General features: G+C 40.7%; 19 protein-coding genes. 8 read left to right on the top strand and 11 right to left on the bottom strand.

Annotated elements, in window-relative coordinates:
• Positions 1–267: 267 nt before the first annotated feature.
• The gene (locus tag V7K41_RS30495) at positions 268–1326 is read left to right on the top strand and encodes a glycosyltransferase family 4 protein (protein ID WP_334854248.1); all 1059 of its coding nucleotides are present in this window, start codon (positions 268–270) and stop codon (positions 1324–1326) included.
• Positions 1327–1443: 117 nt separating this feature from the next.
• Here the strand turns inward: V7K41_RS30495 and V7K41_RS30500 are convergent, their stop codons facing one another.
• Positions 1444–2100, bottom strand: coding sequence for a hypothetical protein (locus V7K41_RS30500; protein ID WP_334854249.1), 657 nt, complete (start codon positions 2098–2100; stop codon positions 1444–1446).
• Positions 2101–2782: 682 nt separating this feature from the next.
• Here V7K41_RS30500 and V7K41_RS30505 point away from each other — a divergent pair.
• The gene (locus V7K41_RS30505; RefSeq protein ID WP_334854250.1) at positions 2783–2908 is read left to right on the top strand and encodes a hypothetical protein; all 126 of its coding nucleotides are present in this window, start codon (positions 2783–2785) and stop codon (positions 2906–2908) included.
• An 8-nt stretch (positions 2909–2916) separates the two neighbouring features.
• Here V7K41_RS30505 and V7K41_RS30510 read toward each other — a convergent pair whose 3' ends face one another.
• Entirely contained in the window at positions 2917–3744 is an 828-nt protein-coding gene (locus V7K41_RS30510; RefSeq protein WP_334854251.1) for an ABC transporter permease, read from the bottom strand.
• A gap of 709 nt (positions 3745–4453) precedes the next feature.
• On the opposite strand from V7K41_RS30510, the gene V7K41_RS30515 reads away from it, so the two are divergent.
• Positions 4454–4993 carry a DUF3172 domain-containing protein gene (locus V7K41_RS30515; protein WP_334854252.1) on the top strand — a complete coding sequence of 180 codons (540 nt, stop codon included), beginning with the start codon at positions 4454–4456 and terminating at the stop codon, positions 4991–4993.
• Positions 4994–5102: 109 nt separating this feature from the next.
• Here the strand turns inward: V7K41_RS30515 and V7K41_RS30520 are convergent, their stop codons facing one another.
• Positions 5103–5867: a DeoR/GlpR family DNA-binding transcription regulator gene (locus tag V7K41_RS30520; protein WP_104906232.1), complete on the bottom strand. Its 765-nt coding sequence runs from the start codon at positions 5865–5867 to the stop codon at positions 5103–5105.
• A 307-nt stretch (positions 5868–6174) separates the two neighbouring features.
• On the opposite strand from V7K41_RS30520, the gene V7K41_RS30525 reads away from it, so the two are divergent.
• A complete protein-coding gene (locus tag V7K41_RS30525) occupies positions 6175–8094 on the top strand; it encodes a transketolase C-terminal domain-containing protein (RefSeq protein WP_334854253.1) in 1920 nt (639 codons plus the stop codon).
• A 234-nt stretch (positions 8095–8328) separates the two neighbouring features.
• Here V7K41_RS30525 and V7K41_RS30530 read toward each other — a convergent pair whose 3' ends face one another.
• The 6 genes from V7K41_RS30530 to V7K41_RS30555 all read right to left on the bottom strand — a co-directional run bounded on the left by V7K41_RS30530 (position 8329) and on the right by V7K41_RS30555 (position 15696).
• Entirely contained in the window at positions 8329–9159 is an 831-nt protein-coding gene (locus tag V7K41_RS30530) for an AMIN domain-containing protein (protein WP_334854254.1), read from the bottom strand.
• An 83-nt stretch (positions 9160–9242) separates the two neighbouring features.
• Positions 9243–9725, bottom strand: a complete 483-nt coding sequence (locus tag V7K41_RS30535; protein ID WP_334854255.1) for a hypothetical protein — start codon at positions 9723–9725, stop codon at positions 9243–9245.
• A gap of 4 nt (positions 9726–9729) precedes the next feature.
• Complete coding sequence (locus V7K41_RS30540; RefSeq protein WP_334854256.1) at positions 9730–11919, bottom strand: cation:proton antiporter; 2190 nt, start codon at positions 11917–11919, stop codon at positions 9730–9732.
• Between the two features lie 439 nt (positions 11920–12358).
• Entirely contained in the window at positions 12359–13648 is a 1290-nt protein-coding gene (locus V7K41_RS30545; RefSeq protein WP_334854257.1) for a cation:proton antiporter, read from the bottom strand.
• Positions 13649–14351: 703 nt separating this feature from the next.
• Positions 14352–14786, bottom strand: a complete 435-nt coding sequence (locus V7K41_RS30550; protein ID WP_334854258.1) for a hypothetical protein — start codon at positions 14784–14786, stop codon at positions 14352–14354.
• Between the two features lie 163 nt (positions 14787–14949).
• Positions 14950–15696, bottom strand: a complete 747-nt coding sequence (locus tag V7K41_RS30555; RefSeq protein WP_334854259.1) for a GDSL-type esterase/lipase family protein — start codon at positions 15694–15696, stop codon at positions 14950–14952.
• Between the two features lie 597 nt (positions 15697–16293).
• On the opposite strand from V7K41_RS30555, the gene V7K41_RS30560 reads away from it, so the two are divergent.
• Positions 16294–17496, top strand: a complete 1203-nt coding sequence (locus tag V7K41_RS30560) for an AAA family ATPase (RefSeq protein WP_334854260.1) — start codon at positions 16294–16296, stop codon at positions 17494–17496.
• Between the two features lie 207 nt (positions 17497–17703).
• Here V7K41_RS30560 and V7K41_RS30565 read toward each other — a convergent pair whose 3' ends face one another.
• Positions 17704–18600, bottom strand: a complete 897-nt coding sequence (locus V7K41_RS30565) for a response regulator transcription factor (RefSeq protein ID WP_334854261.1) — start codon at positions 18598–18600, stop codon at positions 17704–17706.
• Positions 18601–18870: 270 nt separating this feature from the next.
• Entirely contained in the window at positions 18871–20856 is a 1986-nt protein-coding gene (locus V7K41_RS30570; RefSeq protein ID WP_334854262.1) for a scytonemin biosynthesis sensor histidine kinase, read from the bottom strand.
• Between the two features lie 1707 nt (positions 20857–22563).
• Between V7K41_RS30570 and scyA the strand changes: the two genes are divergently transcribed.
• The 3 genes from scyA (at position 22564) to scyC (ending at position 26893) form a co-directional block, all read left to right on the top strand.
• Positions 22564–24441 carry a scytonemin biosynthesis protein ScyA gene (gene scyA, locus V7K41_RS30575; RefSeq protein ID WP_334854263.1) on the top strand — a complete coding sequence of 626 codons (1878 nt, stop codon included), beginning with the start codon at positions 22564–22566 and terminating at the stop codon, positions 24439–24441.
• Between the two features lie 396 nt (positions 24442–24837).
• Positions 24838–25899, top strand: coding sequence for a tryptophan dehydrogenase ScyB (scyB, locus tag V7K41_RS30580; RefSeq protein WP_334854264.1), 1062 nt, complete (start codon positions 24838–24840; stop codon positions 25897–25899).
• Between the two features lie 25 nt (positions 25900–25924).
• Positions 25925–26893 (top strand): scytonemin biosynthesis cyclase/decarboxylase ScyC, encoded by a 969-nt coding sequence (scyC, locus tag V7K41_RS30585; RefSeq protein WP_334854265.1) that lies wholly within the window; start codon positions 25925–25927, stop codon positions 26891–26893.
• Positions 26894–26899: the final 6 nt, after the last annotated feature.

Raw genomic sequence — 26899 nt, forward strand, 5'->3', positions numbered from 1 at the left:
GCGATCGCCTAATTTTTTGATCTCACACCTAATTAAATTACTGGCTTAACATCAGTCTTCAGAATTTTGAAGTTTTACCCCGATTTATCGAGCCGTTACTGAATAAGTCTTTAAGCTAAGTAACTGGTTATAAGCGCTATTAATCAGTAGAAAGTGGTGAATTTTACCCATTACTGACTACTTTTTAGTTGTCGCTGAAGACCTCAATAATTATGTTGATTTATACGCAGTTACTTATCTTTATTTTTTATACACATTTCAAAGCTTATGCGAATCATACATATTTTGAACCACGTTCAAGAAATAGGTAACGGTATTGTGAATGTGGCTGTGGATCTGGCTTGTCTACAGGCAAAATCTGGTTATGAAGTCGCGGTTGTTTCTGCTGGTGGAGAATACGAGGCTTTACTAGATATTTGTGGTGTCAAGCATTACCAATTAGACCAAAGCAGAAAACCGATAAATACGATCAAAGCGGCTATGCGTTACCGAGCGATCGCAGCTGAATTTCAGCCGGATATTGTTCATGCCCACATGATGACGGGGGTAATATTAGCACGCATTTTTAAGGGACGCAAATATGCTTTAGTTTCTACAGTCCACAATGAATTTCAGCGTGCCAGCCTGCTGATGGGTTTAGCTGACAGAGTAATTGCTGTCAGTCAAGCTGTACGTGATTCTATGATTAGGCGTGGTATTCCAGAAAACAAGTTGCGGGTAGTATGTAACGGAACTTTAGGCAGTCCTCGCACCCGACAAATACAAGATTATCAACCTTTACCATTACAGCATCCAGCGATCGCCACTGTAGCCGGGATGTATCAACGCAAGGGAATTGCTGAGTTAATTGCTGCCTTTGAACAAATCGCCTCAGATTTTCCTCAAGCCCATCTTTATTTGGTAGGAAATGGCCCTGATAAACAGCTATTTGAGGCACAGGCACAAGCAACTTCTGTAAAGGAACGCATTCATTTTGAAGGCTTCCAACCAGAACCTCAACGCTATCTGATATCTTGTGACATCTTTGTGCTAGCTTCCCACCGTGACCCTTGCCCTCTGGTGCTTTCGGAAGCCAGGGAAACTGGAACTGCGATCGTCGGTACTCAGGTAGACGGGATTCCTGAAGCTTTAGACAACGGGCGAGCAGGTCTTTTGGTGCCAGCAAAAGATAGTCATGCTTTAGCTGGGGTTTTAGTGCAATTACTGAGTAATGCCGAGATGCTACAAGAGTGGAAACAGCGGGCAAAGAAAAACCTACAGAGGCTAAGTGTTGCCCGCGTCCATCAGGAAACCATGACAGTGTATCGGGAGTTAATTACAGAATGAGGGCATGGGCATTGAAAAGATGCAGAGGGGCGAGGTGCTGCTCTTGCTGAGGGGAAAATTCTTTTCCCTTGCTCCCTGCTCCCTGCTCCCTTGCTTCTTCCCCAGTCCCCAATCTCCTTAACAGAGCGATCGCTTTAGTTTGAAAGCTACGCCTAAAGCGCCAAAGACTAGTACACCCAAAATGTTAGTTGATTCAGGAACGGCAGTATAATAAGCAGCTACCCTGATTGGCCCATCTTTATCTTCTTGCTCTGCTGGAATTGGTGGAATGATTCCAGTACCTGGCGCTAGATTAGGCAGGGTAGCGAATGGATTGTAAAACAGAGTTCCGTTCGGGATGACGCCACCACTAAAAGTGATAGTACTACCAGCAATGGTAATGTCTGTAAAAATATCCTTTAAATCGGGGTTAGCAGAGTTACCAATCTTCCCATCTCCATTAACATCTCCCCACTGCACTGGTTCATTATCAAATGGTGGAGTAGAATTCGGATTACTATAGGACAGCGTTTTTAAATCAAAGACCAAGCTGTTTATATCGTAACCAGTAGCATTTAGAAAGTTATTAGCTACATCTGGAACACCATATTCTATTACTTGTCCTGGTAGATAATCTGTAAGGGTTCTTGGTTTTTTTGCGTCGAGTACATCTTGATTTTTAGTCGTCACAATGGGTTCTACAAAAATGACGGCTTTTGCTGGTGTCCAAGACAAAAAACTAATTCCTGCTGCTCCGAGAACAGACAAGGCTATTTTTATGGCAATTCTAGTCATATTTGTGTCCTTTGGATATTGATTAACAGAATGCTATACCGCATGGTTTAAATCAAACAGCAAAAACTCACTTTTAAACTGCTATCTACCAGCTAGATAAATAGTGGTTAATGTGTGCTTGCTAACTAAGTTGATATTTACTCATAGGTTGATTTATAAAGCAATTCTTATAATGCTTTATCACGATAACTAGTAATTTCACGCAATCTTTATAAAAAATCCAAATTAGAACTTATGCATTGACAAATTAGACAATATGTGGATTAAAAGTAATTATCCTGATTCTTAATAAACTAGGACTTACGCATTGACAATAAATCGCAAATATGCATAAGTTAAAAACCACATCTTTCGTAAGGGCACAGCATTGCTGTGCCCCTACAGCATGGCCTATTTACGATCGCAAGATAATGAAAAAAAGCCTGAAACAACAATATGCTTGGGTTAAGCCTTTTTTTCTTCTCTCTGTTTCCTCTGCGTCTTTGTGGTTCGTTAAAAAAATTGACTTTGAAAAAAGTTTGACCCTTAACTGAACCGTATTGCCTGAAACAACGGATTTTCGTTAATTCACATCACGATGCATTTGTACAGTGCGTAAGTCCTATAAACTATGGTTCATTGCTGTCTTAACGGGACGCTACATATCAGGCTTGAGATGAAATGGTTATAAGATTTAGAGACTATGGCAAACGGCTTGCTAAGCTGGCATAATGGCAGTCTTGCCAGTCGCCTACCGCGATGGATCAAACTGACGCAGCATCGGGAAAAAGTTTTACAGAAAATTCAACAGTTAAAGCACAGATTATAATCAACGCTTTAATCTTGTTGATGAGCAAATTTATAACCACCCCATAAAGAAAGAGCGATCGCAACTACCAGCAAAATCGGTATGCTGTACCAAGGAAACTGAGACAAGGGTAGATGGGCAACTGCACGCAATCCAATGCTGGCATAGGTTAGTGGCAACAGGTAAACTAAAACTTTCAGAGCAGCTGGTAATGTAGCAGGGTCAAAGAAGGTCGCTCCTAAGAATGACATGGGGATAATGATAAAATTATTGTAGAGTCCGACTGATTCGAGCGATCGCACACTCAACCCTATAATCACCCCTAATCCAGCAAATACTGAACAATTCAGCACCACCAAGAGTAAAAACAGTGGGTTGAGAAAATTCCAGTTTCCAGTCAACAGCAGCGCTACCAAAATTACAGAACCAGAAGTCATCAAACCCCGCACGACTCCCGCCAGCATTTTACCGATGTACAACGCTAAGGGATGTATGGGAGTTAACAATAGTTCCTCAAAGGTTTTGGTAAATAGTCTGTCTCCACAAATTGAAAATGTCGTTCCAGCAAAGCTAACCGTCATCGACGATAGTGCCACCATTCCCGGTAATATAAATTCCAAATAGTTGTCATAGTTACCACTAATTCCTGAACCGGGTTTGATGGAACTACCCAAACCCAAGCCAAAAGCTAAAATATATATCAGTGGCGATATTAAGCCTGATGCAGCAACTGGTAGGATTCTCACGCGTAAATCTAACCAATCTCCCCAAAAAATAGTCAGACTATCAGCTAGGAAGATTTGAAGTTGCGAAGTTTTGAACCTCTTGTCCGAAAGTAGCGCTCTTTGAGATGTCACGTGCTTTCAATTACTTATTAAAATTTCATTAAGTGTTAATTTACATGATTTTACACATCAATTGCTAGGGGTAACAAAAATATCTCATCCTAAAAATTGGAAATTAACAACAAAAGTTAGATAGTTTAAGTATTCTGATTAGATTAATTGTGAAAACCAAATTAGCTATAGCAATCCTATCTTAGTTGTGAAAAATACTATTTTTAACGAACCGCAAAGGGCGCAAAGGACGCGAAGATGGATAGGAGAAAGAATTTCACGAATGATTTAGGATTGCTATATAGCTGATAAAAATTAAAAATATGGTATAATTAGCAAACTAAATTCATAAAGTGATTGATAAAATCAAGCAGCACAAAAAGCGCAAAGGTTATAACTAATAACAATTAATTAATCTTCAAATAAATATACTCACTAATTATTCCAAATGGAAAAAATAAGCAATTAGTATGGCTTGACATAAATTCAGCTATTATTTTAATTAGCCACACAAGTTCTGGAGCAACTTGTCTAAGGTAGGCAAACTTCCGCCACAGTGTACTATATTAAAATTTTGTCCCGATATCTAGATAAGCTGCTATTTTTCTCATTTAACAAGAATATCGCAGAGAAAATCACAGGCAATTACAGTCAAGAATAGGCATACTGAAAGAGGGAGAAAACTTTAGACCACTCCCTCCCAAATCGGCGTGAAGGTGATTAAGCAACAATGAAACGTAAATCTACTGGTAGATCGGCTACTACTTCTAAACCCTCTATTTTCCAATCCCCTCTATTTAACTTCACCACCATCGCAATTATGGGAGGAGTGTTGATTTTGGGAATTGGGATTGGCATTGCTTTTAGTTCTACAACCACATTGGCACCATCAAATGTAGCTTCCCGTGAATTTATAGATACCAAAGCACCGAATCCTGAAATTTGTGTGCAGTACGGAGCCAGCGCGATGGTGATGGACGCTAGACTGTTCGTCACTCTCAACCCCTTTAATGTCTATGTTTCCCAGCCTAGTATGCGTCCTGGATGCGTGATCCGACAAAATAACTGGGCGCTTTTAGAGAACCGCAAGTTGGTGACATCTGAGCAGATAAATGATTGCAAAAATCACCTGAACACCTTTGGCTTTACAGGTAATTTAGACAGTGACAAACCTGATATTAGGTGTATATATCAGAATGAAGCTGCTCAAAACTTCTTCACGGCTCAACCGGGAGCAGTTGGAACACCTCAAGAAACGGACAGATTTTAGATTTGGGCATGGGGCATGGGGCGTTGGGCATTGGAGAAATTCTTTCCTTGTCTCCCCAATCCCCAGTCCCCAGTCCCCAGTCCCCCGCGATCGCATCTTCAAAATCAGATCACTCGTACTCATCACGGATAATTGTCAAACCTAAAGCTTTATAGGCACTCAACATATTATTAGATACTGTCGGTGCTGTTACTAGGTAAGTCAGGGCATGAATAGACTCCACTAGATAAGGAGCAGCTGTGTCCAATTTTTCTGCTGTCACTAATCCTACTACCTCAGCCGATCCAGCAATCATGGCTCGTTTGACGTGCGCTTCATCTAGGTTAGGTACACTAATCCCAACTTCTGGATGCAAACTGCAAACCCCCAACATACACAAATCTGCACGAATCATCCGTAATGTCTCAATTGTGACAGTACCCACGTTCACCAAGGCTTTTTTGTAGAGTTGTCCACCTAACATCACAACCTCTATATGGGGATGTTCTGCTAAAGCAACGGCGATTGGCGGACTATTTGTGATCACTGTTGCGTGCAAATCTAGGGGCAAATGACGGGTTACTTGGAGAGTTGTCGTACCTCCATCTAAAATCACCACCTGTCCTGTACAAACTAGTTTTGCTGCTGTCCGAGCGATCGCTTCTTTTTCTTTTGGCGCTTGCTTTTGGCGATCGGCATAACTGGCGGTGGCTGGTGATTTAAGGAGCGCTCCCCCATGAACGCGTTGCAATAGTCCGGTTTCTGCCAGTTCTCGCAAGTCCCGGCGAATCGTATCCTCAGAAACCTTGAGAACAGCACTAAGTTCTGTTGAAAGTACTTTTTTATCACGACGCAGAATTTCTAAAATGAATTGTCGTCGTTCAGCAGTTAGCATAATTAATTTTCCCGAAATTGCGTTTTTGCACTTGAAATTGCACGTTTGTGAGTTTATACTTATTGATATGCAAGTTTCTGTACGGTAATCCGTAACTTCAATTGAATTCAAGCACATTCATGCACAATTGAATGTATTGATTTTGGCACTTGATGAAACTACATGGTTCCACAATGGTTCCGAGTGGTTGGCTTGAGCTTTAGAAATGTTTGGATAATTGTTGCCCAATCGGGGTTTTAACAATTTTTTTTGTAGTGCGATCGCGCGTCCTGTCTGTTCAAATTGTTTTTTATTCAATCAATAAACCATGACTATTATGAATACCCAATTTCCAATTGATCTCGGTGCTTACCAATTTTTAGCGCTCAATCCAGCAAATTCCAGCCTCACCGCCCAACAACGAGAGACTCTCAAAGCGAATATTCAACTCTGCCGAGATGCGATCGTTTTTTTTACAGCGACTGGCGCTGCTAGCGGAGTGGGTGGTCATACTGGTGGGCCATACGATACAGTGCCAGAGGTGATGATCCTCGATGCCTTTTTCCGGGGAGCATCGGAGCAATTTGTGCCGATTTTCTTTGATGAAGCTGGACATCGAGTCGCCACCCAATATCTGATGGCAACGTTGCATGGTGATTTACCTGCTGAACAACTTTTACGTTATCGCCAAGCACATTCCCATTTACCGGGACACCCGGAATTAGGGCTAACTCCTGGTGTAAAATTTAGTTCTGGCCGCCTGGGCCATGTTTGGCCTTACATCAATGGTGTGGCAATGGCGAATCCAGGCAAAGCTGTTTTCTGTCTCGGTTCTGATGGATCGCAGCAAGAAGGCAACGATGCTGAAGCTGCTCGCTTGGCTGTTGCTCAACATCTCAACGTCAAACTGATCGTTGATGACAATGATGTAACGATCGCTGGACATCCTTCTAAATATTTACCTGGTTTTAGTGTCGCCAAAACCTTAGAAGGTCACGGGTTGAAGGTTCTTCAGGGAGACGGAGAAGACTTAGACGATTTATACCGTCGCCTTTGTGAAGCTGTAAATACTCCCGGAGCGATCGCTCTAATCAATAAACGCCCGATGTGTCCTGGTATTGAAGGTTTAGAAGGTTCCATTCATGGTCATGATGTAATTCCTGTAGATTTAGCAGTTAAGTATCTAGAATCTCGCGGACAAACTGCGGCTGTCGAATACCTGAAGAGTATTGAGAAACCCAAGCAAACATATACATTTCTGGGTTCTAGTGACAAATGGGGCGCTAACCGCAATGTGTTTGGTGAAGCTGTGGTGGCTGTTCTCAGTCGCATGAGTGAGACGGAGCGTAAAGAAAAAGTCAAGGTCATTGATAGCGATCTAGAAGGCTCCTGCGGTTTGAAGAAAATTCATGATACATACCCAGAAATATTTATTTCCTCCGGCATCATGGAACGGAGCAACTTTTCTGCTGCGGCTGGATTCGGCATGGACGAAGGCAAGCAAGGTATTTTTGCGACTTTCAGCGCCTTCTTAGAAATGTGTATCTCAGAAATCACAATGGCACGGCTGAACTATTCCAATGTTCTGTGTCATTTTTCCCATGCGGGTATAGATGACATGGCAGATAACAGCTGCCACTTTGGTATAAATAATATGTTTGCCGACAATGGCTTGGATGATGGCTACCCAACACAGTTGTACTTCCCAGCAGATAATAATCAAATGACAGCTTGTGTAGAAGCTGTATTTTTTGAGCCTGGACTGCGGTTTATTTTCTCTACCCGTTCCAAAGTGCCCAACATTCAAGACAGCAACAGCAATGACTTCTTTGGAAGTGGCTACAAATTTGTTCCTGGTAAAGATGAGGTTATACGAGAAGGGACGCAAGGCTACATTATCAGTTTTGGTGATGCTCTCTACCGTGCCCTGGATGCTGTAGAGCGTCTGAAGCAAGAAGGGTTAGACGTTGGTTTGATTAACAAAACAACTTTAAACGTCATTGATGAAGAAATAATTACCAAAGTTGGTAATGCTCCTTTTGTGCTTGTAGTAGAACCCTTTAACCGTCGCACTGGCTTAGGTAGTCGTTTCGGTTCCTGGCTGCTAGAGCGGGGGTTGACTCCCAAATATGCCCATCTTGGAACTCATAAAGAAGGTTGCGGCGGTTTGTGGGAACAGTACCCATATCAAGGTATCGATCCAGTCAGTATCATCAACAAGGTAAAGGAGTTAGTTGGAAAAAGGTAATTCATTTATAGGACTTACGCACAGGTAACGGAAAACGAACCACAGAGAAGCCAGTGCGTTGGGCGGGTTCCCCGACTTGAAGCAACTGGCGCGACGCAGAGGTCACGGAGAAATGAGAGTTTGAGAGGGTTTTTGCGTAAGTTCTAATTTATTAGGGCATAGCCCATAGCAAAAGGGGCATTGGTTCGATTTCCAATGCCCCATGCCCAATTCCCAATTCCCAATTCCCAATTTTTATTTAGTTTTGGGTAAAGGTTGACCAAACTCAATGATTTGGGGATCGGGAGCATTGGGGATTGTTGGAACTGGAAATTCCGATATTCCCAAAGGAGGAATGTTATTTAAATTATCGGGTTGATTTGGGAAAGAAGGAGGGGGAAGAGTTAAAGCAGGTTGTTGAGAGGATGTATTTGGATTTAAAGGAGGTACGGTGACAAAAGGCTGTCCTGAGTTAGTAGTAGTTGTTGAGGGCAGTTTATTGGATGGAGTCGGAACTGTGAGTAGGGGCGATTGTGGATTAGTAGTGGTTACAGGTAGATTACTAGGCGGCTTTTGAAGTGTTTGAGGTTGTTTCTTGGCTGAAGGTGCGGACTTTCCTGGTTTGACAGCAGTAGTTTTACCAGAAATAATCGGACGTAACACCCAGCGAGTGGAGTTTTTTCGGGAAATGGGTTGCAGTTGTACCTGTTTAGGATTAAAAACAGTTCCTGCTGCTAAATCTAGGACAATGCGTGTATCGTTTGCGTTCAGTTGAGAAATGCGAATGCTTTTGATTGCTCCAGAATAATTTTGTTGCGTGGTAACTTTGCCCAACTTAGTATTCGGTAAATCTACAACCAGACGAGAGGGTTGTGCCAAGTAGAAATAATGAGGGGTTGTGCCTGCTGAGAGGGTGATTTCGAGTTGCTGTGTCTTGGGAGAAAAACGCCAATTATTTAGCTTTGCTCCTGGTGTAGCAGCAATAGTGCTTTCGAGGGCGATCGCTGCATAAAAGCCTAATATACTGATGCTAAATAGCTGCTCGCCCCATTGGTAAAATTGCTTAGTTTTTAGTCCCCGATTCATTCTGTTTATTTGCTCCATAAAACCCATACAATGCGTTTCCAATCCCGTAGACGCGATGAATCGCGTCTCTACCCACCTCCACTTCAATTAGCTTTTTGGGGCACAGCGGTAAATTTTAAAGTTTGTGGAATACCATTTACGGTTAATTGACCTGTCATATTACCTTTATCCACAAGTTGCATTTGAATTGTGACTGAGTTTAGAGGATCGTTTTGGGGGCGAGGAATATTACAAAGGATTGATCTGCCTACTTTCCCAGATAAATTTAATTGTCGATTTCTGAAGATGCCTGCTAGAGAGTGCTTTTCGTCAGTGTCGGCGTTAGCGTTTGCCGGTAATACAGAGGCATTTAAGTAAATACCTGACTGCTCAATGTTTAACGTCAGAGTATCCGATTTTTCACAGTTAGGCAAATTCTCCGCTAGGGTTAGACGATACCGACCGCTAATTGGAGGAGGAGCCTTGAGATTGTTTTCTCCATAAGTACTAACAGTTTTAAACAACAGTAGTACTGAAATTATTGTTGCTCCGTAAAAAGCTAAAGATTTGAAGTTGAAATGATTCATGTTCTCAACTCCTCAATGTTGGCTCTTGACTACTAACCTCAGTAAGTACGGAAGCCAAATGAGCGGTGACTTGACTGTAGCGGCGGGTAATCAGCAAGGAGGAGGAACATTGGATGGCTAGTTGATCTGTATATCTTCCCAAGGTTTGACGCTCGATACCCCAAGTGCGACTAGTACCAGCAATTGTCAAGTCTACATTTTTTGAGGCTTCGACTACAGTTTGGATTGCCTCTGGAGTTTGGACAATTTTGATTTCGATGCGATCGCGTACACTACTCGGTAATTTCTCCATCATTGTATTTAATTCGTAACTCAATTCATCCTTGAGCTGATTTTCGGGTACAACCTGCAAAACCTGTAACAGACAAGTCTCGCGATTAATTAGCAGTCTCAGAGCTATTATTAGCGCTAAATCATCATGAATATTTGCCGAATAAGGCACTAACAAGCTTTCTAATTGCTCGCTTCCCTTGTCCACAAACACTGCAACATCAACTGGCGCAGTAGTGAGCATTTGACCAACTCTTCCACCTAAACGGTTGCTACTAAAAGCTGGGCGATGCCATCCCACAAGAATTAAATCAACTTGTTTGAGTGCGGCAATCTGTGCGGTTTCCCGTGCAACATTACTAGATATGCGAATAATCGGATGCACGTGAGAGCGTATTTCTACTGGTTCGAGAGTATTAATCAATTCTTCTAGCTGCTGGCGGCGCTGGGCAATTAATCGGTCTGCTTCAACTGGCGTACTTTCAAAGGCATAATCTTCTTCAAATTCAATCAAGCTCAGAGGGTTAACAACGGCGGGATGTCGGGAGTTGAGAGCGATGCTTGCTGCCAACTGTAACAAGCCTTTTTGGGTACTCGGATTCGCCACTGGCACCAAAATTCGGTAGGGACGAATGTAAGTTTCGGCATCAGCAGCGTCGGTAGCTGTTTCTGCTTCTAACTCCGGTTCCACTACATCTAACCTGATCAGCTTTTTCGGATATGTCCATTCCAGCAGTGGCGAGGTCATGAAGGTAGTTACCAATGCCATAATTACCAGCATGGTAAATATTAAGGGGGAAATTACCCCTAACTCTAAACCAATGTTTAGCACTATCAGTTCGGTTAAACCGCGCGTATTCATTAACCAACCGAGTGCCGAGGCTTCCCGTTTACTAATGCCACTGACACGAGCTGCTACATAAGTACCAATATATTTACCTGCGATCGCCACTCCTAAAACCAACGCACACAAAAGCCACAATTCGGGACGGTTGAGCAAGCCTATCTGCGTTTTTAAGCCACTGTAGGCAAAAAATATAGGCAGCAAGAAAATTAGGACAAAATCTTCCGTTTTTACTGCCAATTCCCTGACTAAATCTTCATTTTTGGGCATGGCTGCTCCCAGCAAAAATGCTCCAAAAATTAAGTGAATTCCAATTAGTTCGGTGATTAGTGCCGACGCAACCACACCCATATAAATCCCAGCTAGCAACACTTGGCTGAGTCGTCCCGCACGGAGGTAATGTTTGGCAAGGCGTTGCAGGAACCAACGGCCTGCTGTCAATATCAAGCCGATGTAGACGATACTGGCGATAATTGTGGGTATGGCACCAGCAAAGTCACCAGTCCGAGCAACTGCGATCGCTACTGCCAAAAGACACCAAGCTGTGACATCATCTACTGCTGCACAAGTTAACGCCAAAGTTCCTAAACGCGTTCCTTGTAAATTGTTTTCAGTAATGATTCGCGCCAACACTGGAAAGGCAGTAATCGACATCGCCGCCCCCAAAAACAAAGCAAAGGCGGTGAATGATACACTTGCATTGGAAACTAGAGGATAAAGGATTACCGCTAGCAATGTTCCTAGAGAAAACGGCACCAAAATGCTGATATGAGAAGTTAAAACTGCTACTTCTAATTGGCCGCCGAGGTATTTGGGATTTAGTTCTAACCCAATCAGAAACATGAAAAATATTAGTCCCACCTGAGACAAAACATTCAGAAAAGGAAAAGTTTCTGGTGGAAACAAGGTAACTGCTAGATGGGGAGCAACTAAACCAAATAAAGATGGGCCAAGCATAATTCCGGCGACAATCTCACCAATGACCAGTGGTTGTTTAATGGAACGGAATGCTAGCCCTACTAGCCGTGAAAGCCCAATAACAATCAGCACCTCAACCAGAACGAGAATAACTATGTGCATGGTTTCCTCAAAATTAACTATCTGGTTTCCCTAAGATAATTCTTTAAAAGAGTGGAAAATGTCAAGCTTGTTAAATATAACCAAGAGTAATTTCTAGTTCGTTGTTATATGAATTATTGTTAAGATGCAGTTGCAGCCGTGAAACATCAATTCTGATGATTTTAGGATCTACATCCCGAATAACTTCCGAATTAAGAATAGCAAGAAAACTAGTTAATCGGTAGTCAGTTTGTAGTAGTGTTTAAGCACTACTACAAAAAAATTGGCGGTTATCTGGCAATCCTATTTGATTTGCTTTCAACTAAGTGGCTTAGATCCCCGATTTTTTCAAGAAGCCAGGGATATTTTTATTCATAAATTATTTAGGATTGCTATAACCGGAGTTAAAGCAGAGAATTTTGCCCAATTACTAAGTAATTAATTTTATATTTAAATTTACTTAATTAGAATATTTATCATAGCTTGTACCGTGCAATAAAAAGGCAATCAGTGGTGATGCCATCAGGGTAGTAATGACTGCCATAATAACCATGATAGTGAATAAAGTTGGAGTAATTATACCTTGTTCTAAACCAATGTTGAGGATGATTAACTCCATCAAACCACGAGCATTCATCAAAGCACCGATAGTTGCAGATTCGCGCCAATTTTCCCCGGCTAATTTTGCAGCTAACATACAAGCTACACCTTTACCGAGAATTGCGATCGCAATAATTAATAGCGTCACTCCCCACAAAGTAGGTGTGTTTACCAAGCCAATTTGAGTGTTTAATCCAGAGAAAACAAAAAATATTGGTAACAAAAAAGAAGTAGTTAAAAACTCCGTATATTGGCGAATTTGTTGGGTGAATTCTCCGCGTGGTGTCACTGCTCCCAACACAAAAGCACCGAATATTGCATAGATGCCTGTAACATCGGTAAACCATGCACAAAACATCAAAATTATCAACATCAAAGTTAGGGTTTGTCTGTTCACACCTGCATCGCGTTTTGTCATGCGTGTGAATGCTTTCAATAGAGGTTGTCCGAGAAAAATTGCAAATAACACATAGCAAATGCCACCACCAATTGCTAATATGGCAATACTCAAAGAATTTTTCACGCTAGCAAGCACAATCGCCAGTAAACACCAAGCAACTGCATCATCTACTGATGCTGCACCTAAAGCCAAAGTACCGAAGCGAGTTTGTGCAAGACCGCGTTCGTAAAGAATACGAGCTAACATCGGAAAAGCCGTAATTGTCATCGACGCACCGAGATACAAAGCGGCTGACCAAGGCATAACTTTTGGTTGAAAGAAATCGCCATTGTGATAAAACCAAAAAGATGCGATCGCTCCTAAAATAAAGGGGGTGATAATCCCAGCCGCAGATAGCAAACTTGCACTTTTGATATGATGTTTTAAGAGTTTGGTATTGAACTCTAAACCAATCAAAAACATATAAATTACCAACCCAATCTGGCTGATAGCATATAAAATCGACATCGATGGATTGGGTATTTTAAGTCCGACAGCAGTGATGATGGGAAGCTTAGGAAATAGCCATTGCTGAAAATCTGGTGCAATCAATCCTAAAAGTGATGGCCCTAACATGACACCTGCAATCATTTCGCAAACAACATCGGTTTGAACAAGATAGCGGCGTCCTAAAATCGTGACAATGCGACAAGTGGTTAAAATAACTGTGAGTTGTAGAAATAGCCGAATAACCAGATCAAAATTTGACATTGCACTTCCTTAATTTGTGTCTCTGCATTGAAAAATCTCCCTAGACTCTACAGTTTTTCCTGTTTTACTTATATACAGCGTATTTTAGGTAAATGAAGTACACGGGTAGGGGCACAGCCATGTTCCCTACGATTATCTGTACCTAACCAAGTTGCAATCTACTATATGACTAATACATCAGCACAAATGCCAATTTTGTAAACATAAAATAGCTATTTGTAATTTGATGAGATACAACAAGCAATGCGTTGCTTTGGTTTCCAAAGTCATCTTGTTCTTAAGAACGCACACAACTGTACGTCAATACAACATATTGCATCCAAACTAAAACCGCCATATATGATTTTTTATGATTTGTTAATTTGCGATTTATAACCTTTTTCATCTATTTGAAGTACAAATCGGCTTTAGTGACGCACAGATATGCATCCATAGGTGTCAACTTAATTTAAAAGTTAGGTTTAGCAGAAATTATAGGGTTGCCCTCATCCTCTAACCCCTTCTCCCAACATGGGAGAAGGGGAACTGAAGAATTTGCTCCCCTCTCCCAATTGGGAGAGGGGCTGGGGGTGAGGGCAAAACTCATGCAGTCAGGATATTTCAACTTAAGTTGACACCTATGATATGCGTCCCTACTCTACGGTTGAATTACTTAAAAATTACTGTAATTTTTAATTAAACTAGTTTCCGATAATTTGATATTTTACAACCACTCTCCGCCTCGAAAACGCCAACGAAGGAAGATAATTCGCATCAGGCTTTGGGAACTAATAAAAACTGCTAGCCACACGATGCTATAATGCAATAAAAAAGCTTCTGGCAAAAGTTCTTCCTTCGGTAAAGGTATTGGTAAAAAGCCAAATAGTTTTACTCCACAAAATATAAATATTAATTCCCATATACCAGCTAAGAGTTGATAAGCTGCGGGCCAATCTCTATCCCAACGGGATTTTTGTAGATAGTCATAAAGTACATCCCAACCCAAGCCAAAGATGGCGACATAACCAAGTATCCAAAAATAAACTGAGTTAGCACCAGGGCCAATCCAACCTCTTGCAAATGGCAAAGATACGAGTACGCCGACAGTTGCCAGTAATAATAATCGAGTTTGCCAGCGACCAAATAAAGTTGGTGTCATAAAAGTGCTGAGTTAGGAGTTATGAATAATAGAGAAATTAGAGTTTTTATAAATAGATTTTGACTTGCTTTTATTAAAAATGCAGAAAGATTGTGGTGCTTTTTGCGAGAATAGCAAATATGAGAATATCGGCTAGCCCCAAAGCACCAATACATCTATATTATTAGGATGGCTTAAGGTGATAATTAAATTTAGAATGGTAAGCTGCATTGGCAAAGTCCATTGAAAGTATCGCATCCCAATTGATTACATCTTCTAACAAAGCTTGATAACCTAGCGTATTAGGATGAAGTCCATCTTCACTCAAGCGTTTTAGCCGCCAACTTTCACCACGTTCCATCCATTGCTCAAAAATATCCAAATAGGGAATCTGCCGTTTTGTGCAAGCAATTCGAGTTGCTTCTTTGTAACGGTACTGGTCGGCATGATTATAGTAAAAACAATCTAAAAATGGCATTTTGGCTTCATCTACTGGCACCATGCCCACAAATAACACAGGACAGAGTTGCTGTGCTAAATCTAGCAGAGACGCAATTTCCTTTTCAAATAAGGTAAAATCTGTGTAACTTCGACCATCGGGACGCGCCAACCGTGCTGAGTCATTCACCCCCACTGATAAAATAATCAAATCGGGAACACGATTTCGCAGTTCACCTCGGTGGCGAAATTCAACTTCTAGTCTTTGGGCTACTTGTTGGGTGCGATCGCCTCTTACCCCTAAATTATAAAGAATATGACCGGCACTATCCGGCAACATCCACCATCGCCGTAGTTGCTCGATCCAGCCTCCTTTTTCGGGGTCGCCGAATCCATAAATTAAGCTATCCCCCAGTGCGACAATCTTCATAGGCTGAAAGTGATTTGGTGGTAAAGACCGCTGCATTGAGGAAGAAGCGAGAAATGTGTGCATTTAACAACTATATTTTATATCTTTACAAGATTCTATACATTTCTATATCATAGATGGCTATGTTTATTGTTCAAGCATCTATGGAGTTTTTTAATTGTTGATATGGTTGCAAGGTTAATATTGCCGCAGTTGAGCCTTTGTATAATGGGCTAATAGACTTTCACAATCAGCATGAGAATCGAACCGCAGAGGCGCTGAGGACGCTGAGGAAGAGGGAGATCCCCGCAAAACTTTCGCCCTTTTGTCATAAATTCAAATGGGCGAAAATTTTATTTTTGGGATGTAGGGAATTCTGCTGGGCAATTCCACGGACGTAATATAAGTCCTCATCTACAGACGGATAAGTAGTGCAGGTGCATCAATCGCTAAAAGTAAACAGCCACTTACCAATTGGTTTGTCAAAAAAGTTGACATAAGTAGTTAAATTGTAATACAGTATATTACAGAGGTAATGAGTTAGATTAAAAAGACTTCCTCGCTAGTACAGTAAAAATAAAATTACCATTTGTACACAATTAGTTGATATTACGAGAAAATTTTTTCAAAACTTCCTACTTAACACAAAATAACTGAATTAACGCTGCATAACTTATAAATATGGATTTTGACTATTTTAGAAGCAATGAAGGCACTCCCACAAATAATACTCGGCAAAGTTTACTTGCTTGCGGTTGGCGACCATTTAATCGAGAATTAGACTGGGGATTTTTATGGCAACTGTTGTACAGTGACTCCCGCGAATTAAGTCAAAAAAGTTTTAACTTGGCGAGTAATATTGCTGATGTTTTAGGAAGAAATAATTATGCTTGGTGGGCTAATTTATTAAGTGTTGTATCTGATAATACCCGTTACGAAGTTGAAAAGTTTTGGAATTACATTACACCAGATCCTCAATCACCAGATCATCGCTACAAAGATGTTTTGAGTACGGAAACGCCTATTGTCCAATTTGTCAGTCGTAGTAGCATTCCCATTGATTATGTTCTTAATCGACTGCAAGAAATTACTGTACTGCGAGTTTTAGGTGTGTTGGGTAATCCTGATATTATTACCCAGTATTACTCAGAAAGAGATTTTTATTTTCCTATAGATAGATTTGTTAGCTGGGAACGCTTAGACGTTATTAATACTGTTTACGCTTACTGGTCTAAGTATGACATTTGGTTGCAAATTGATCCCTACGATCGCGGGCGACGGCAATATAGTTTAATGGCGAAAAATCTCGCGCCACTAATTAACAAAGCAACTTACGACTTAGCAGTGATGCTGAGTGGATATCAAAGTCGTGTAGGCAAAGTTCATAGTCAATTTAACATTCGGACATTTCCCGCAGATATCCAAAATTTTACTGATTCTGTACAGCAAGCGATTATGAATCAAAACCAGTTAGCGGTTGTTGTACATGGGCAACCGGGTACTGGTAAAACAGTCTGGACACAAGCAGTAGCAAAAGAAATTCTTGTACCTTTAGGGTATGTAATTTTTATTTTAGATCATGATGCGATCGCTAATTTTGTTCCACCGACTTACATAGAGCGTATTTGTATCGTTATTAACGAAGCTGATAATCTAGCGCAAAATCGTGCTTCGGAGGTAGCGCAATACAATAACAAAACCGAACACATTCTGAGTTTGCTAGATGGCACTTTGTATCAGAGTGTAATTGATGACTCTGGTATTCAGATGCAGCAACGGTTAGTTGTCTTGATGACTTGTAACACTACCGAAAGATTAGATCCAGCTATGTTACGTAAGGGTAGGGTGGATTTAATATATGAGTTTACACAACTATTTATTTGAATTGGGTAACTCGGTAGTCTTCTGAGGATAAGGGACAATGGGGATGGATATACTGCCTGAAGCCCTTTTATCCTCTTATTTCCATATTTGGTAGATGCGTAGGCGTAGCCCGCCGCAGGCATCGTAAATCCTGTTTCGACGATTCCTTTTTTGCTAACACAACAGTCAAATCTGCTTTCAGCACTTTCACCAGAGTTTCACCTGTTTTTACGATACAAGCTGATGTTCTTTGCGCCAAGCTTGGGGAGGTAAACCGTGATGTTGGCGAAACTGGCGGGAGAAATGAGATACATCCTGATAGCCCAATGCTTTTGCTATCTTCTCGACTGTCTGATCGTTATTTTGAAGTAAAAAACGCGCTCCCGCCATCCGACGTTTGACAATCCAGCAGTTTACAGTCTCTCCTGTTTGCTTTGCTACTCGGTTAGTTAAGTAAGCAGGTGAGTAACCAACAGCAAGAGCCACATCACACAAAGTAATTCCTTGATCGTAATGGGCTTCGATAAAGTCGAAAACTTCTTTTAATTGGGGAATGCAAGGAAAGATTGACTTATAAGGATCTCGATCAAAAACTTCTTCATCAGAGGCTATAGCAACACCTCCAGCGATCGCTGTAGTATTATCCGCAAATATAGCAACACCTCGAGCGATCGCTGTAGTATTATCCGCAAATACTGTTTTTGCAGCTTTCTCGAATTGAATAGTGCACCAGTATTGGAAAGTAGCTTGCTTTTGCAAGCGAGTAGCGATCGCTCTGAGCAATTCGTCTAGTGTAGAGGGTTTGGTAAGATGGTCGTCTGCTCCCAATTCCATAGCTTTGCGAATATCTGCTCTGGTACTACTGCCAGTCAGAAAAATGAAAGGAATAATTGCTGTAACAGGATCTTGGCGTAGCCTAGTTAAAACGCTATAACCATCCATATCGGGCATCGTGATATCGCAAACTACTAAGTCGGGTATATGCTCTTGTGCTTGCTGGATACCAGCAAAACCGTTGTCAGCACCTATCGTATCAAAACCTTTAGCCTCAAGACCCTTTAAATAAAGATTGCGGGTAACGTTATCATCTTCAATGACGAGAATTTTCTTTGACGATTCGGACATAATTTTCTATTACCATAACTTTTTGCAGAAGCTGCTTACGAGGCTATTTGGTGAGTAAGTAGGTGGGCGTAAATATTTATCGTTGGGATAAGGCAGGAGGCAGGAGGCAGAAGGCAGGAGAAAAGAGGGTTTTAGCCTCGTTCATTTTTTAACACACAGTTTGGTTTTATTCTGCCTACCTACTTATGTAAATAGGCATGAGATTAATTACTTCGTTCCGACAGTTATGATTGTTAAGTTTTCAATTAACAACTATTTCCATTTCAACACTCATAACTCGGTACTGGTAAACTCTGATTGGATTAATGGCAATATCACAGTAAATGTAGTGCCCACACAAATTTGACTTTCTACAGAAACTTGACCGTGATGTAAATCTACAAGGGTTTTAATAATCGATAGTCCTAGTCCTGTACCAGGTATATGATCGATATTACTACCACGGTAAAATGGCTCAAATATTCGTTGTTGATCTGCTACTGAAATACCGATCCCCATATCTTTGACCTGGAAAATTAATTTTTCATTTTTGCAATATAGTTTCAAATCAATTGCCATCTTGGAGGGGGAATACTTTATTGCATTGTCGAGCAAATTATTCAAAATAGGCTCTAACAATTTTTTATCTATGCAGGCTGTTAATGACTTATCTTTAGTTACAAAATGAATCGGGTTTTGGCTAATTCTCATCTGCATTTGTGTAACTAAATCATTACAAAACTGAACTAACTCAAGCGGTTTTGGAGCAAAATTTATTTTTGCTGATTCTGCCTTAGAGAAGAACAAAATATCATCCAACATCTGGCTAAGTTGTTCGGTGGCTTTTTGAATGTGATCGATTAATGGTTGTATTTTCTTCTGTGTACGTTTGTCTACTTCTTCCTTTAGTAAACTATTAGAAAATGAAACAATATTTAGTGGAGTGCGGAATTGATGGCAAACCATAGAAAGAAAACGCGCTCTAAGTTCGCTAAGTTGTTTGGCTTGGTCTAAAGCTTGGTTAAGACCTAATTCTGCATATTTGTAATCGGTAATATCAATGCCTGCAATCATTTCGACTGGTTTTCCACCAAAATCCAGCCCTCCGTCCAGCATTGTAACCGCGCAAGCTAGCCAGCGCTCCGTACCGTTTTTTGTCAGAATATTCATCTCTTGATATTCAAAGTTAGTTGCTTCACCCTGCTTACGTATCTGCCTGCGTTTTTTGCTTTTAATCAATCGGCGAAGATCAAAACCTGTTAGCAGTTCCTCTGTTGTGTAACCAGTGAGTTGCTCCACTGCTGGATTTATGTAGCAAAGCCGCGTACCTTGAATCAGAAAAGTACTGGCATCTGTTGTTTCTGCTAAAATCCGAAATCTAGTTGCGTTCAGGCGTAATGCTTCTTCAGTCCGTTTCGATTCAGTAATGTCCCAAATACTCCACACTCTACCAATAATTTGTTCACCAAGCCATTGAGGTTTAGAGTAGTGTGCAAAAACTCTTCCATCTTTCAACTCCAGAATGTCGTAGCTCTCGAAATCCGATTGGCTAGACACTTCCCAAATCAGCCGACTAAAGGCTTGTGGGTCTTTAAGTTGGTTCTCAAAAAAGGCTTTGCATCGAGGACATTTCTTAGATAGTATTAGGGATTCTGGAATCTGCCACATATCTACAAATTTCTGATTCAAACTCAGAATATCTCCCTCAAAGTTAACTGCAACAATACCAATGGCAGTAGATTCGAGAGTAGAATTAAGTAAAGAAAGAGATGTTTCTAGTTCTATTTCTTTTACCTTTAGTTGAGAAAATTCCTGTTGCAAATTGTCTTTAGCATCTTTTAATTCATCAGTCCACTTTTGCACGCTCAGTTCTACTATTTCATCAGTTTTCTCACGAGCAAAGGCACAGCCAAATTCCATATCTTGGTATTTTACATAGCTAATAGATATTTCTACCAGAAAAATCCGCCCTCCTTTTGTCCGATAGCGAGATTTAAAGGTAAAAGAACCCTGTAAGCTAATATCTGACCAATTGTGTAGAGAAAAGTCTACGTCTATATCATGCAGCCTCATGGAAAGTAATTCCTCACGGGAATACTCAGTCATCAGACAAGTGGCATCGTTGACGTAAAGAAACTGTGCATTTGCTCCTAAACAAAAGGCAGCATCTACTGTGTGATTTATTAACAAGTGAGCAAACTTCATTTCTAGTTCTGGTTGTAGCGCCCACTGATTGTTTGATGTAGCTAATGTATAGTCGCCAGAATTCATATTCATACTTCTTCCTGGTAATCAATCAGCACCATAGCCATTAATAAGCTAATAATCATAACTTGCTGAAATGTTTCATGCACTATTAAGCTGCTTACAAATAGAATTAGTTGGTAGATTAACAAATATTACTAATGACCTTTACAAAATTTATCATACCAATAAAAGGTGAATTTTATAACTAAAACTTTCTAAAAAAAACTAAATATTTAAAATTTATTATTGATTTAAACAGCTTTTTATAGCAACACAAAATTTAGACAAATCAGATCCAGATTAGTCAATCAAGTTTATAGATTAAGAGTTCAAAACTCTTAATCTATAATTAAAGAAGAAAAAATATTTTATATTTAAACTAACCCTGCACCAGAATTAACTAATGCTAATGGTTTACCAACCTAAAATTGCTGGGTTTCAACTAAGGAAAGGTTAAAGGATAAAAATAAATATTATCCTTTAATCTTTCCTGCACCAAAAAGTTTGGCGAACTACTCTTGTAGAGTCGGTTGATTCTCAACATAAATGAATTTACAGTGCTGGGCTTGGCTTAAAATGAGCAAGTTTTACTCATCAATTTATTTTCTTAATTTATCTTAACTTACTCTCTCAGGAATTTAACTATAGAAAAATATGTTTAGTCATCCGTCGTAAGGAATAGGTTTGTAATATGATGTTACGGCTATTTCACGTATAAAATCGTGTTTTTTGTCAGAAAAAAACATTTTTATTGAAACACACGTAATTTATGCTAAGTTATACGTCAAAAATAATAAACTTTATCAAAATAATTACGTACTTAATATTTATTTTCTTTCCTTCGATAGGTAATAAAGTTAAGAAGCTATGTGCTGAGTGTCACAAATAATTGACTCAAAGAGTTTTTGGTGGCAATATAAAGTCCGCCAAACTGTTGTAGTTCGACTCATGGTTTAATTTAGGTAATTTATGGCAGCGAGTTCAACAGTCAAAAATCAGGCGTTGCTGAATCAATATATAAAAAGCTCACGCGGCGATCGCTTCCGTGGACAGCTTACAAATGCATAAGTCCTAAAGCAAAAGAATTGACAACTAGATCAAAAGATTTTCTATTGTAAATTTGGTGATGTATCTTGCCAGCGATCGCAAAATATCAATTTTTCAGAGCGACTAAGTTGGAAATGTCGCAATCACGATAAAAGCGAAAGAATTGACACCCCGATCAAAAGATTTTTCATTGCAAATTAGGATTTAATCATAATAGCGATCGCAAGTTAAGAACCTCCCCAGGAGGGTTAGTCAGTAGATCGGTGTTATTAAAGCTAGCTATATTAAGCTTTGTAAAGATTATGAGACGTGCTTGAATTAAGCTTAGTTGCTAGTTTACATGGCTTTAGATGATTTAGTTTTTCCCCGCCAACCTACTAAGCACTGCAATCATCCCAGTAGAAGCGAAAAATTTGACACCTTTTATCAAAAGATTTTTGATTGCACAATAGTCTTTACCTCCTTTATTCTGGTAACAAGAAGTACAGCCTAGATTGATTGCTGTATACTTTTTAAAAATTTTTGGTAGTGTGCTCACAACCATCAATCAGCAGCGATTAACCGTTTCTACAATCGACCAAGCTAGGTCATGGGTGTAAAGGCAACAGAGTTGTTTGTATCAAAAATTACCATTGCTGTGATTGTAAACTAAAAAGCCTTTGTGTAACTTTCTGTAATTACCTGAAACCAATGAGTCAAAACTATACTGGTTCAAATCCTCTCATCACCACTGAGCCATACAAGGAACTTCCAGCAAACAGCGACGTAAAATCTACCTCTAACTCCCGTAAGCTTGATGAATCAGAGAATAGCAAGGGAATTCAGCCTTTTTTAAACGATGAAATAGCCCCAACCCTCTCAGTTGCCGGTGCGATCGCTCAAATGTTGGAAAATTTGGGAGTAGGCTACGCTTTTGGTGTCGCCGGTGGTGCAATGGCCAGCCTTTGGGGTGCGCTATCCAATAGCAGCATAAAAGTGTTGAACTTCCGCCATGAAGCCGGAGCCGCATTTGCAGCCACCGAAGCTTACTTTGCGAATAATCGCCCCACCGTAGTTTTTACCACAGCAGGGCCGGGGATCACCAACGCCATCACCGGATTATTTGCGGCTCGTGGGGAAGGTGCCAAGGTAATTTTACTGTCGGCTTGCACCTCAGCACCGCAGCGTGGACGCTGGGCAATTCAAGAAACCAGCACTTACACCTTACCTAATGGAGGAATTTTTACTTCAGGAGCGCTATTCAACTATGCAATCACTATTGAATCTGCATCTCAACTACCACAGATTTTTCGTAAACTGGCTTTAGCTATGGCGCAACCAGGCGGATTTGTGGCTCATTTGAGTATTCCCACGGCTGTGCAAACAAGTTTAGTTGAGAATATAGCCTTACCCCAACTAGATGTTGCTCCGTTTGGGATGACTGCTTCAAAAGAAGCGATCGCTAAATCTGTAGAGTTATTATCATCCGGCCCCTTTGCCATCTGGGTTGGTTTCGGTGCGCGTGACGCAGCAGCCGAAATCCTCCAACTTGCAGAGAAAACTGGAGCCGGCGTTATCTGCTCGCCCCGTGGGAAAGGTATCTTCCCCGAAGATCATCCCCAATTTGTGGGTGTCACAGGTTTAGGCGGTCATGCTTCCGTCTTAACTTATATGGAACAGCAACCTCCACTACGCACACTCGTATTAGGAACCCGTCTTGGCGAACCGACTTCTTTCTGGAGTTCGGCGCTGGTTCCAAAAGGAGGCTTTGTCCATGTCGATATTGACCCAGAAGTGCCAGGTGTAGCCTATCCACACGTTGAAACTTTCGGGGTTCGTTCTGACATCAAAGCTTTTGTGGAAGAGTTGTTGCAGCAATTACCAGATGCTCCTGATTCCACAATCTCGCTACCTCGTCCAGAACACAAAGCAATTGAACCTGCTACAGACGTAGACTATCCAGTGCGGCCAGAAGTATTGATGGCAGCAATTCAAAAGATCGTTGTTGAGGGTAGTGATGCGATAGTCATGGCAGAGTGCGGTAACTCTTTTACTTGGTCAACACATCTACTGCAATTTGCCGAAGCCAATCGCTACCGAGTCAGTACCGGAGTCGGTGCAATGGGTCACGCCGTCACAGGAGTGTTGGGTGCAGCGTTGGCAAACAATGGTAAGGCTGTAGGGATTGTCGGTGATGGAGCAATGCTGATGAATAACGAAATCAGCACAGCCGTGAAATACAAAATTCCCGCAATCTGGATTGTACTCAACGATGCGCGTTACAACATGTGTCATCAAGGGATGAAAATCTTGGGATTAAAGGGTGCAGATGCAACAATTCCACCAACAAACTTTGCGATGATTGCTCGTGGGATGGGAGCAGAAGCGATCGTCGTCGTCAGAGAGTCGGATATTGAAACCGCATTAGAACAAGCGATCGCATCCACTGTTCCCTTTTTAATCGATGTAGTGATTGACGCCGATCGCCCAGCACCTTCTGGTGGACGTAATAAGAGTTTGGCAGCACAAGGAATTAAATCAACTCCTGCCAAAAGTACAGCCAAGCAAGTTTCATTTCCAATGGTTTGATTTTAAAAGCTGGGAATCGAATGAGATTTTTATAGACATTACTCTCTTCCGGCTCGAAGATTTTTTAACGAACCGCATTCGCGTTAGCGTCTCCCCTTGGGAGAAGGACGCAAAGGAAGAGAGTAAAACAAGCGAGCATCCCAATCTTTCAAAAATTCACGGTACTGATGCAAAAACCCTCTAAAACTCTCTTATCTTTGCGCTCTTTGCGCCTTTGCGGTTCGTTTCTTCATTCCTTTATTCCAGCCAAAAAGCACATTTACTAAACTGGAATTTTAAATTATTTCTTACTTCATCTAATCTTAATCTTCCAGAATGTTTTTGTGTCTATATCTTTACATTTTGTAATGGTCATTACTTTCTCTAAACAATTCCAACCAATATCAAGAGGTGAAAATGCTGCTATTTGAAACTGTTAGAGAAATGGGTCACGAACAAGTTCTGTTTTGTCATGGTAAAAATCCCGAAATTAAGGCAATAATTGCTATCCATGATACGAGCTTGGGCCCAGCAATGGGAGCTACAAGACTTATGCCTTATGTCAACGAAGAAGCTGCTTTAAAAGATGCACTTCGTCTGAGTCGTGGAATGACATATAAAGCAGCCTGTGCGAACATTCCGGCTGGTGGGGGAAAAGCAGTCATTATTGCTAATCCTGAAAATAAAACAGACGAGCTGTTGAGAGCTTACGGACGTTTTGTTAATAGTCTAAATGGACGTTTTATTACTGGACAAGATGTCAATATTACTCCTGACGATGTGCGGACAATTAGTCAAGAAACAAAATATGTTGTTGGAGTATCAGAAAAGTCCGGTGGACCTGCTCCCATAACATCACTAGGAGTTTTTCTTGGAATTAAAGCTGCTGTAGAATCTCGTTGGCAGAGCAAAAGACTTGATGGCATGAAAGTTGCAGTTCAAGGCTTAGGAAATGTCGGTAAAAATCTCTGTAAGCATTTACATGAGCATAATGTCCAGCTTTTTGTGAGCGATGTAGAACCAGCAAAAGCAGAAGAAGTAAAACGGCTTTTTGGCGCAATTGTTGTAGAACCAACCGAAATTTACTCACTTGATGTAGATATCTTTGCTCCTTGCGCGTTAGGAGGAATTCTTAATAGTCATACAATTCCTTTTTTGCAAGCAAAAATTATTGCTGGTGCAGCTAATAATCAATTAGATAATGAGCAACTACATAGTCAAATGCTTGCCAAAAAAGGGATTCTTTACAGCCCTGATTATGTAATTAATGCCGGAGGGCTAATTAATGTTTACAACGAAATGATTGGTTATGACGAAGAAAAAGCTTTCAAGCAAGTGCATAACATTTATGACACGCTATTAGCAATTTTTGAGATTGCTAGAGAGCAAGGAGTTACTACTAACGATGCTGCCAGACGATTAGCAGAAGACAGAATCAACAATAGTAAGCGAACCAAGACTACAGCGATCGCAGCTTAATTATTATTATCTTCAGGAGTGAGAAGTGGAAAAAAATACTTTTGCTACATCAGCTTATATTGCGACTTCACCAGAGAGCGCCTTTAACTACCTTTGTAGTTTGAAGAATTTAGATGAATGGACGCTTTACAGCCGGATGAAAGAGCAAATTGACGAAGATACCTGGCTCGGAACTGCATCCGGTTATCACAAGAATCTTTACTATCACGTTAAAAAACTAGAAAATCCACTTTTCTACGGTATTGAGTGGCACTGTGGATTAGAGTATCAGAAATATTTTCAGGTTTACCCTGTCCTGCTATTTCCTACAGACTACATTGAGCCAGGAACAGATGAAAAAGGCGTGTATTTTCACTGGTTGAGCTTTGTCGATCCCAAACGGCAGACTCAGATGATTATGCAGGGAATTCATACAGTACACACTTCCGAGTGTCGTTCTCTCAAAGGTAATTTAGAACGTAAAGCTGGTCTGACCTCAGCAGCTAAAGGAAGCCACTTTATCGATACTGACACCATCTATGTTGATGCTCCAATTGATATTGGCATTGAATACTTAAAAAACCTAAAAAATATAGATCAATGGGCACATCTACTGCGACCAAATGGTGAGATTACTTCTGATTCAGGTGAATTCAAAGATGAATATGACCAAAAAGTAAAAGTGTCTGTGCGAGTTCATAGTCTGAGTAAATACTACTTACTTGAACAAGAACACTTTTATCCAGACTACGAATATTATCAGCGTTCTGTAGCGTTACTTATCCCAACTGCATACTCTTTCGCCGATCCCGAAGCTTCAGGTTTCATCCTGCATCGAATTACATTCTGGAAAACAGATGGAACAGTTAGCCACGGCAAACTTCAAATTGAAGACTTTGGTGCTGAGAGCATGAACATAAAACGTTTACTCGAAGCCAAAGCAGGCAACCTAAAATCATTTGACCGAGGAATGAGCTATCTACCAAAAACTCCAGAATCACTAGTTACCAACTAAAATCTC

Origin of the sequence: Nostoc sp., from assembly GCF_036917415.1 — a bacterium.
In the GTDB taxonomy this organism is placed as follows: Bacteria; Cyanobacteriota; Cyanobacteriia; order Cyanobacteriales; family Nostocaceae; genus Nostoc.

Bases quoted from the DNA above. Each gene is read 5' to 3' on its own strand.
- V7K41_RS30495 (WP_334854248.1), top strand. From the start codon at position 268: ATGCGAATCATACATATTTTGAACCACGTTCAAGAAATAGGTAACGGT.
- V7K41_RS30500 (WP_334854249.1), bottom strand. From the start codon at position 2,100: ATGACTAGAATTGCCATAAAAATAGCCTTGTCTGTTCTCGGAGCAGCA.
- V7K41_RS30505 (WP_334854250.1), top strand. From the start codon at position 2,783: ATGGCAAACGGCTTGCTAAGCTGGCATAATGGCAGTCTTGCCAGTCGC.
- V7K41_RS30515 (WP_334854252.1), top strand. From the start codon at position 4,454: ATGAAACGTAAATCTACTGGTAGATCGGCTACTACTTCTAAACCCTCT.
- V7K41_RS30520 (WP_104906232.1), bottom strand. From the start codon at position 5,867: ATGCTAACTGCTGAACGACGACAATTCATTTTAGAAATTCTGCGTCGT.
- V7K41_RS30525 (WP_334854253.1), top strand. From the start codon at position 6,175: ATGACTATTATGAATACCCAATTTCCAATTGATCTCGGTGCTTACCAA.
- V7K41_RS30530 (WP_334854254.1), bottom strand. From the start codon at position 9,159: ATGAATCGGGGACTAAAAACTAAGCAATTTTACCAATGGGGCGAGCAG.
- V7K41_RS30535 (WP_334854255.1), bottom strand. From the start codon at position 9,725: ATGAATCATTTCAACTTCAAATCTTTAGCTTTTTACGGAGCAACAATA.
- V7K41_RS30540 (WP_334854256.1), bottom strand. From the start codon at position 11,919: ATGCACATAGTTATTCTCGTTCTGGTTGAGGTGCTGATTGTTATTGGG.
- V7K41_RS30545 (WP_334854257.1), bottom strand. From the start codon at position 13,648: ATGTCAAATTTTGATCTGGTTATTCGGCTATTTCTACAACTCACAGTT.
- V7K41_RS30550 (WP_334854258.1), bottom strand. From the start codon at position 14,786: ATGACACCAACTTTATTTGGTCGCTGGCAAACTCGATTATTATTACTG.
- V7K41_RS30555 (WP_334854259.1), bottom strand. From the start codon at position 15,696: ATGCACACATTTCTCGCTTCTTCCTCAATGCAGCGGTCTTTACCACCA.
- V7K41_RS30560 (WP_334854260.1), top strand. From the start codon at position 16,294: ATGGATTTTGACTATTTTAGAAGCAATGAAGGCACTCCCACAAATAAT.
- V7K41_RS30565 (WP_334854261.1), bottom strand. From the start codon at position 18,600: ATGTCCGAATCGTCAAAGAAAATTCTCGTCATTGAAGATGATAACGTT.
- V7K41_RS30570 (WP_334854262.1), bottom strand. From the start codon at position 20,856: ATGAATATGAATTCTGGCGACTATACATTAGCTACATCAAACAATCAG.
- scyA (WP_334854263.1), top strand. From the start codon at position 22,564: ATGAGTCAAAACTATACTGGTTCAAATCCTCTCATCACCACTGAGCCA.
- scyB (WP_334854264.1), top strand. From the start codon at position 24,838: ATGCTGCTATTTGAAACTGTTAGAGAAATGGGTCACGAACAAGTTCTG.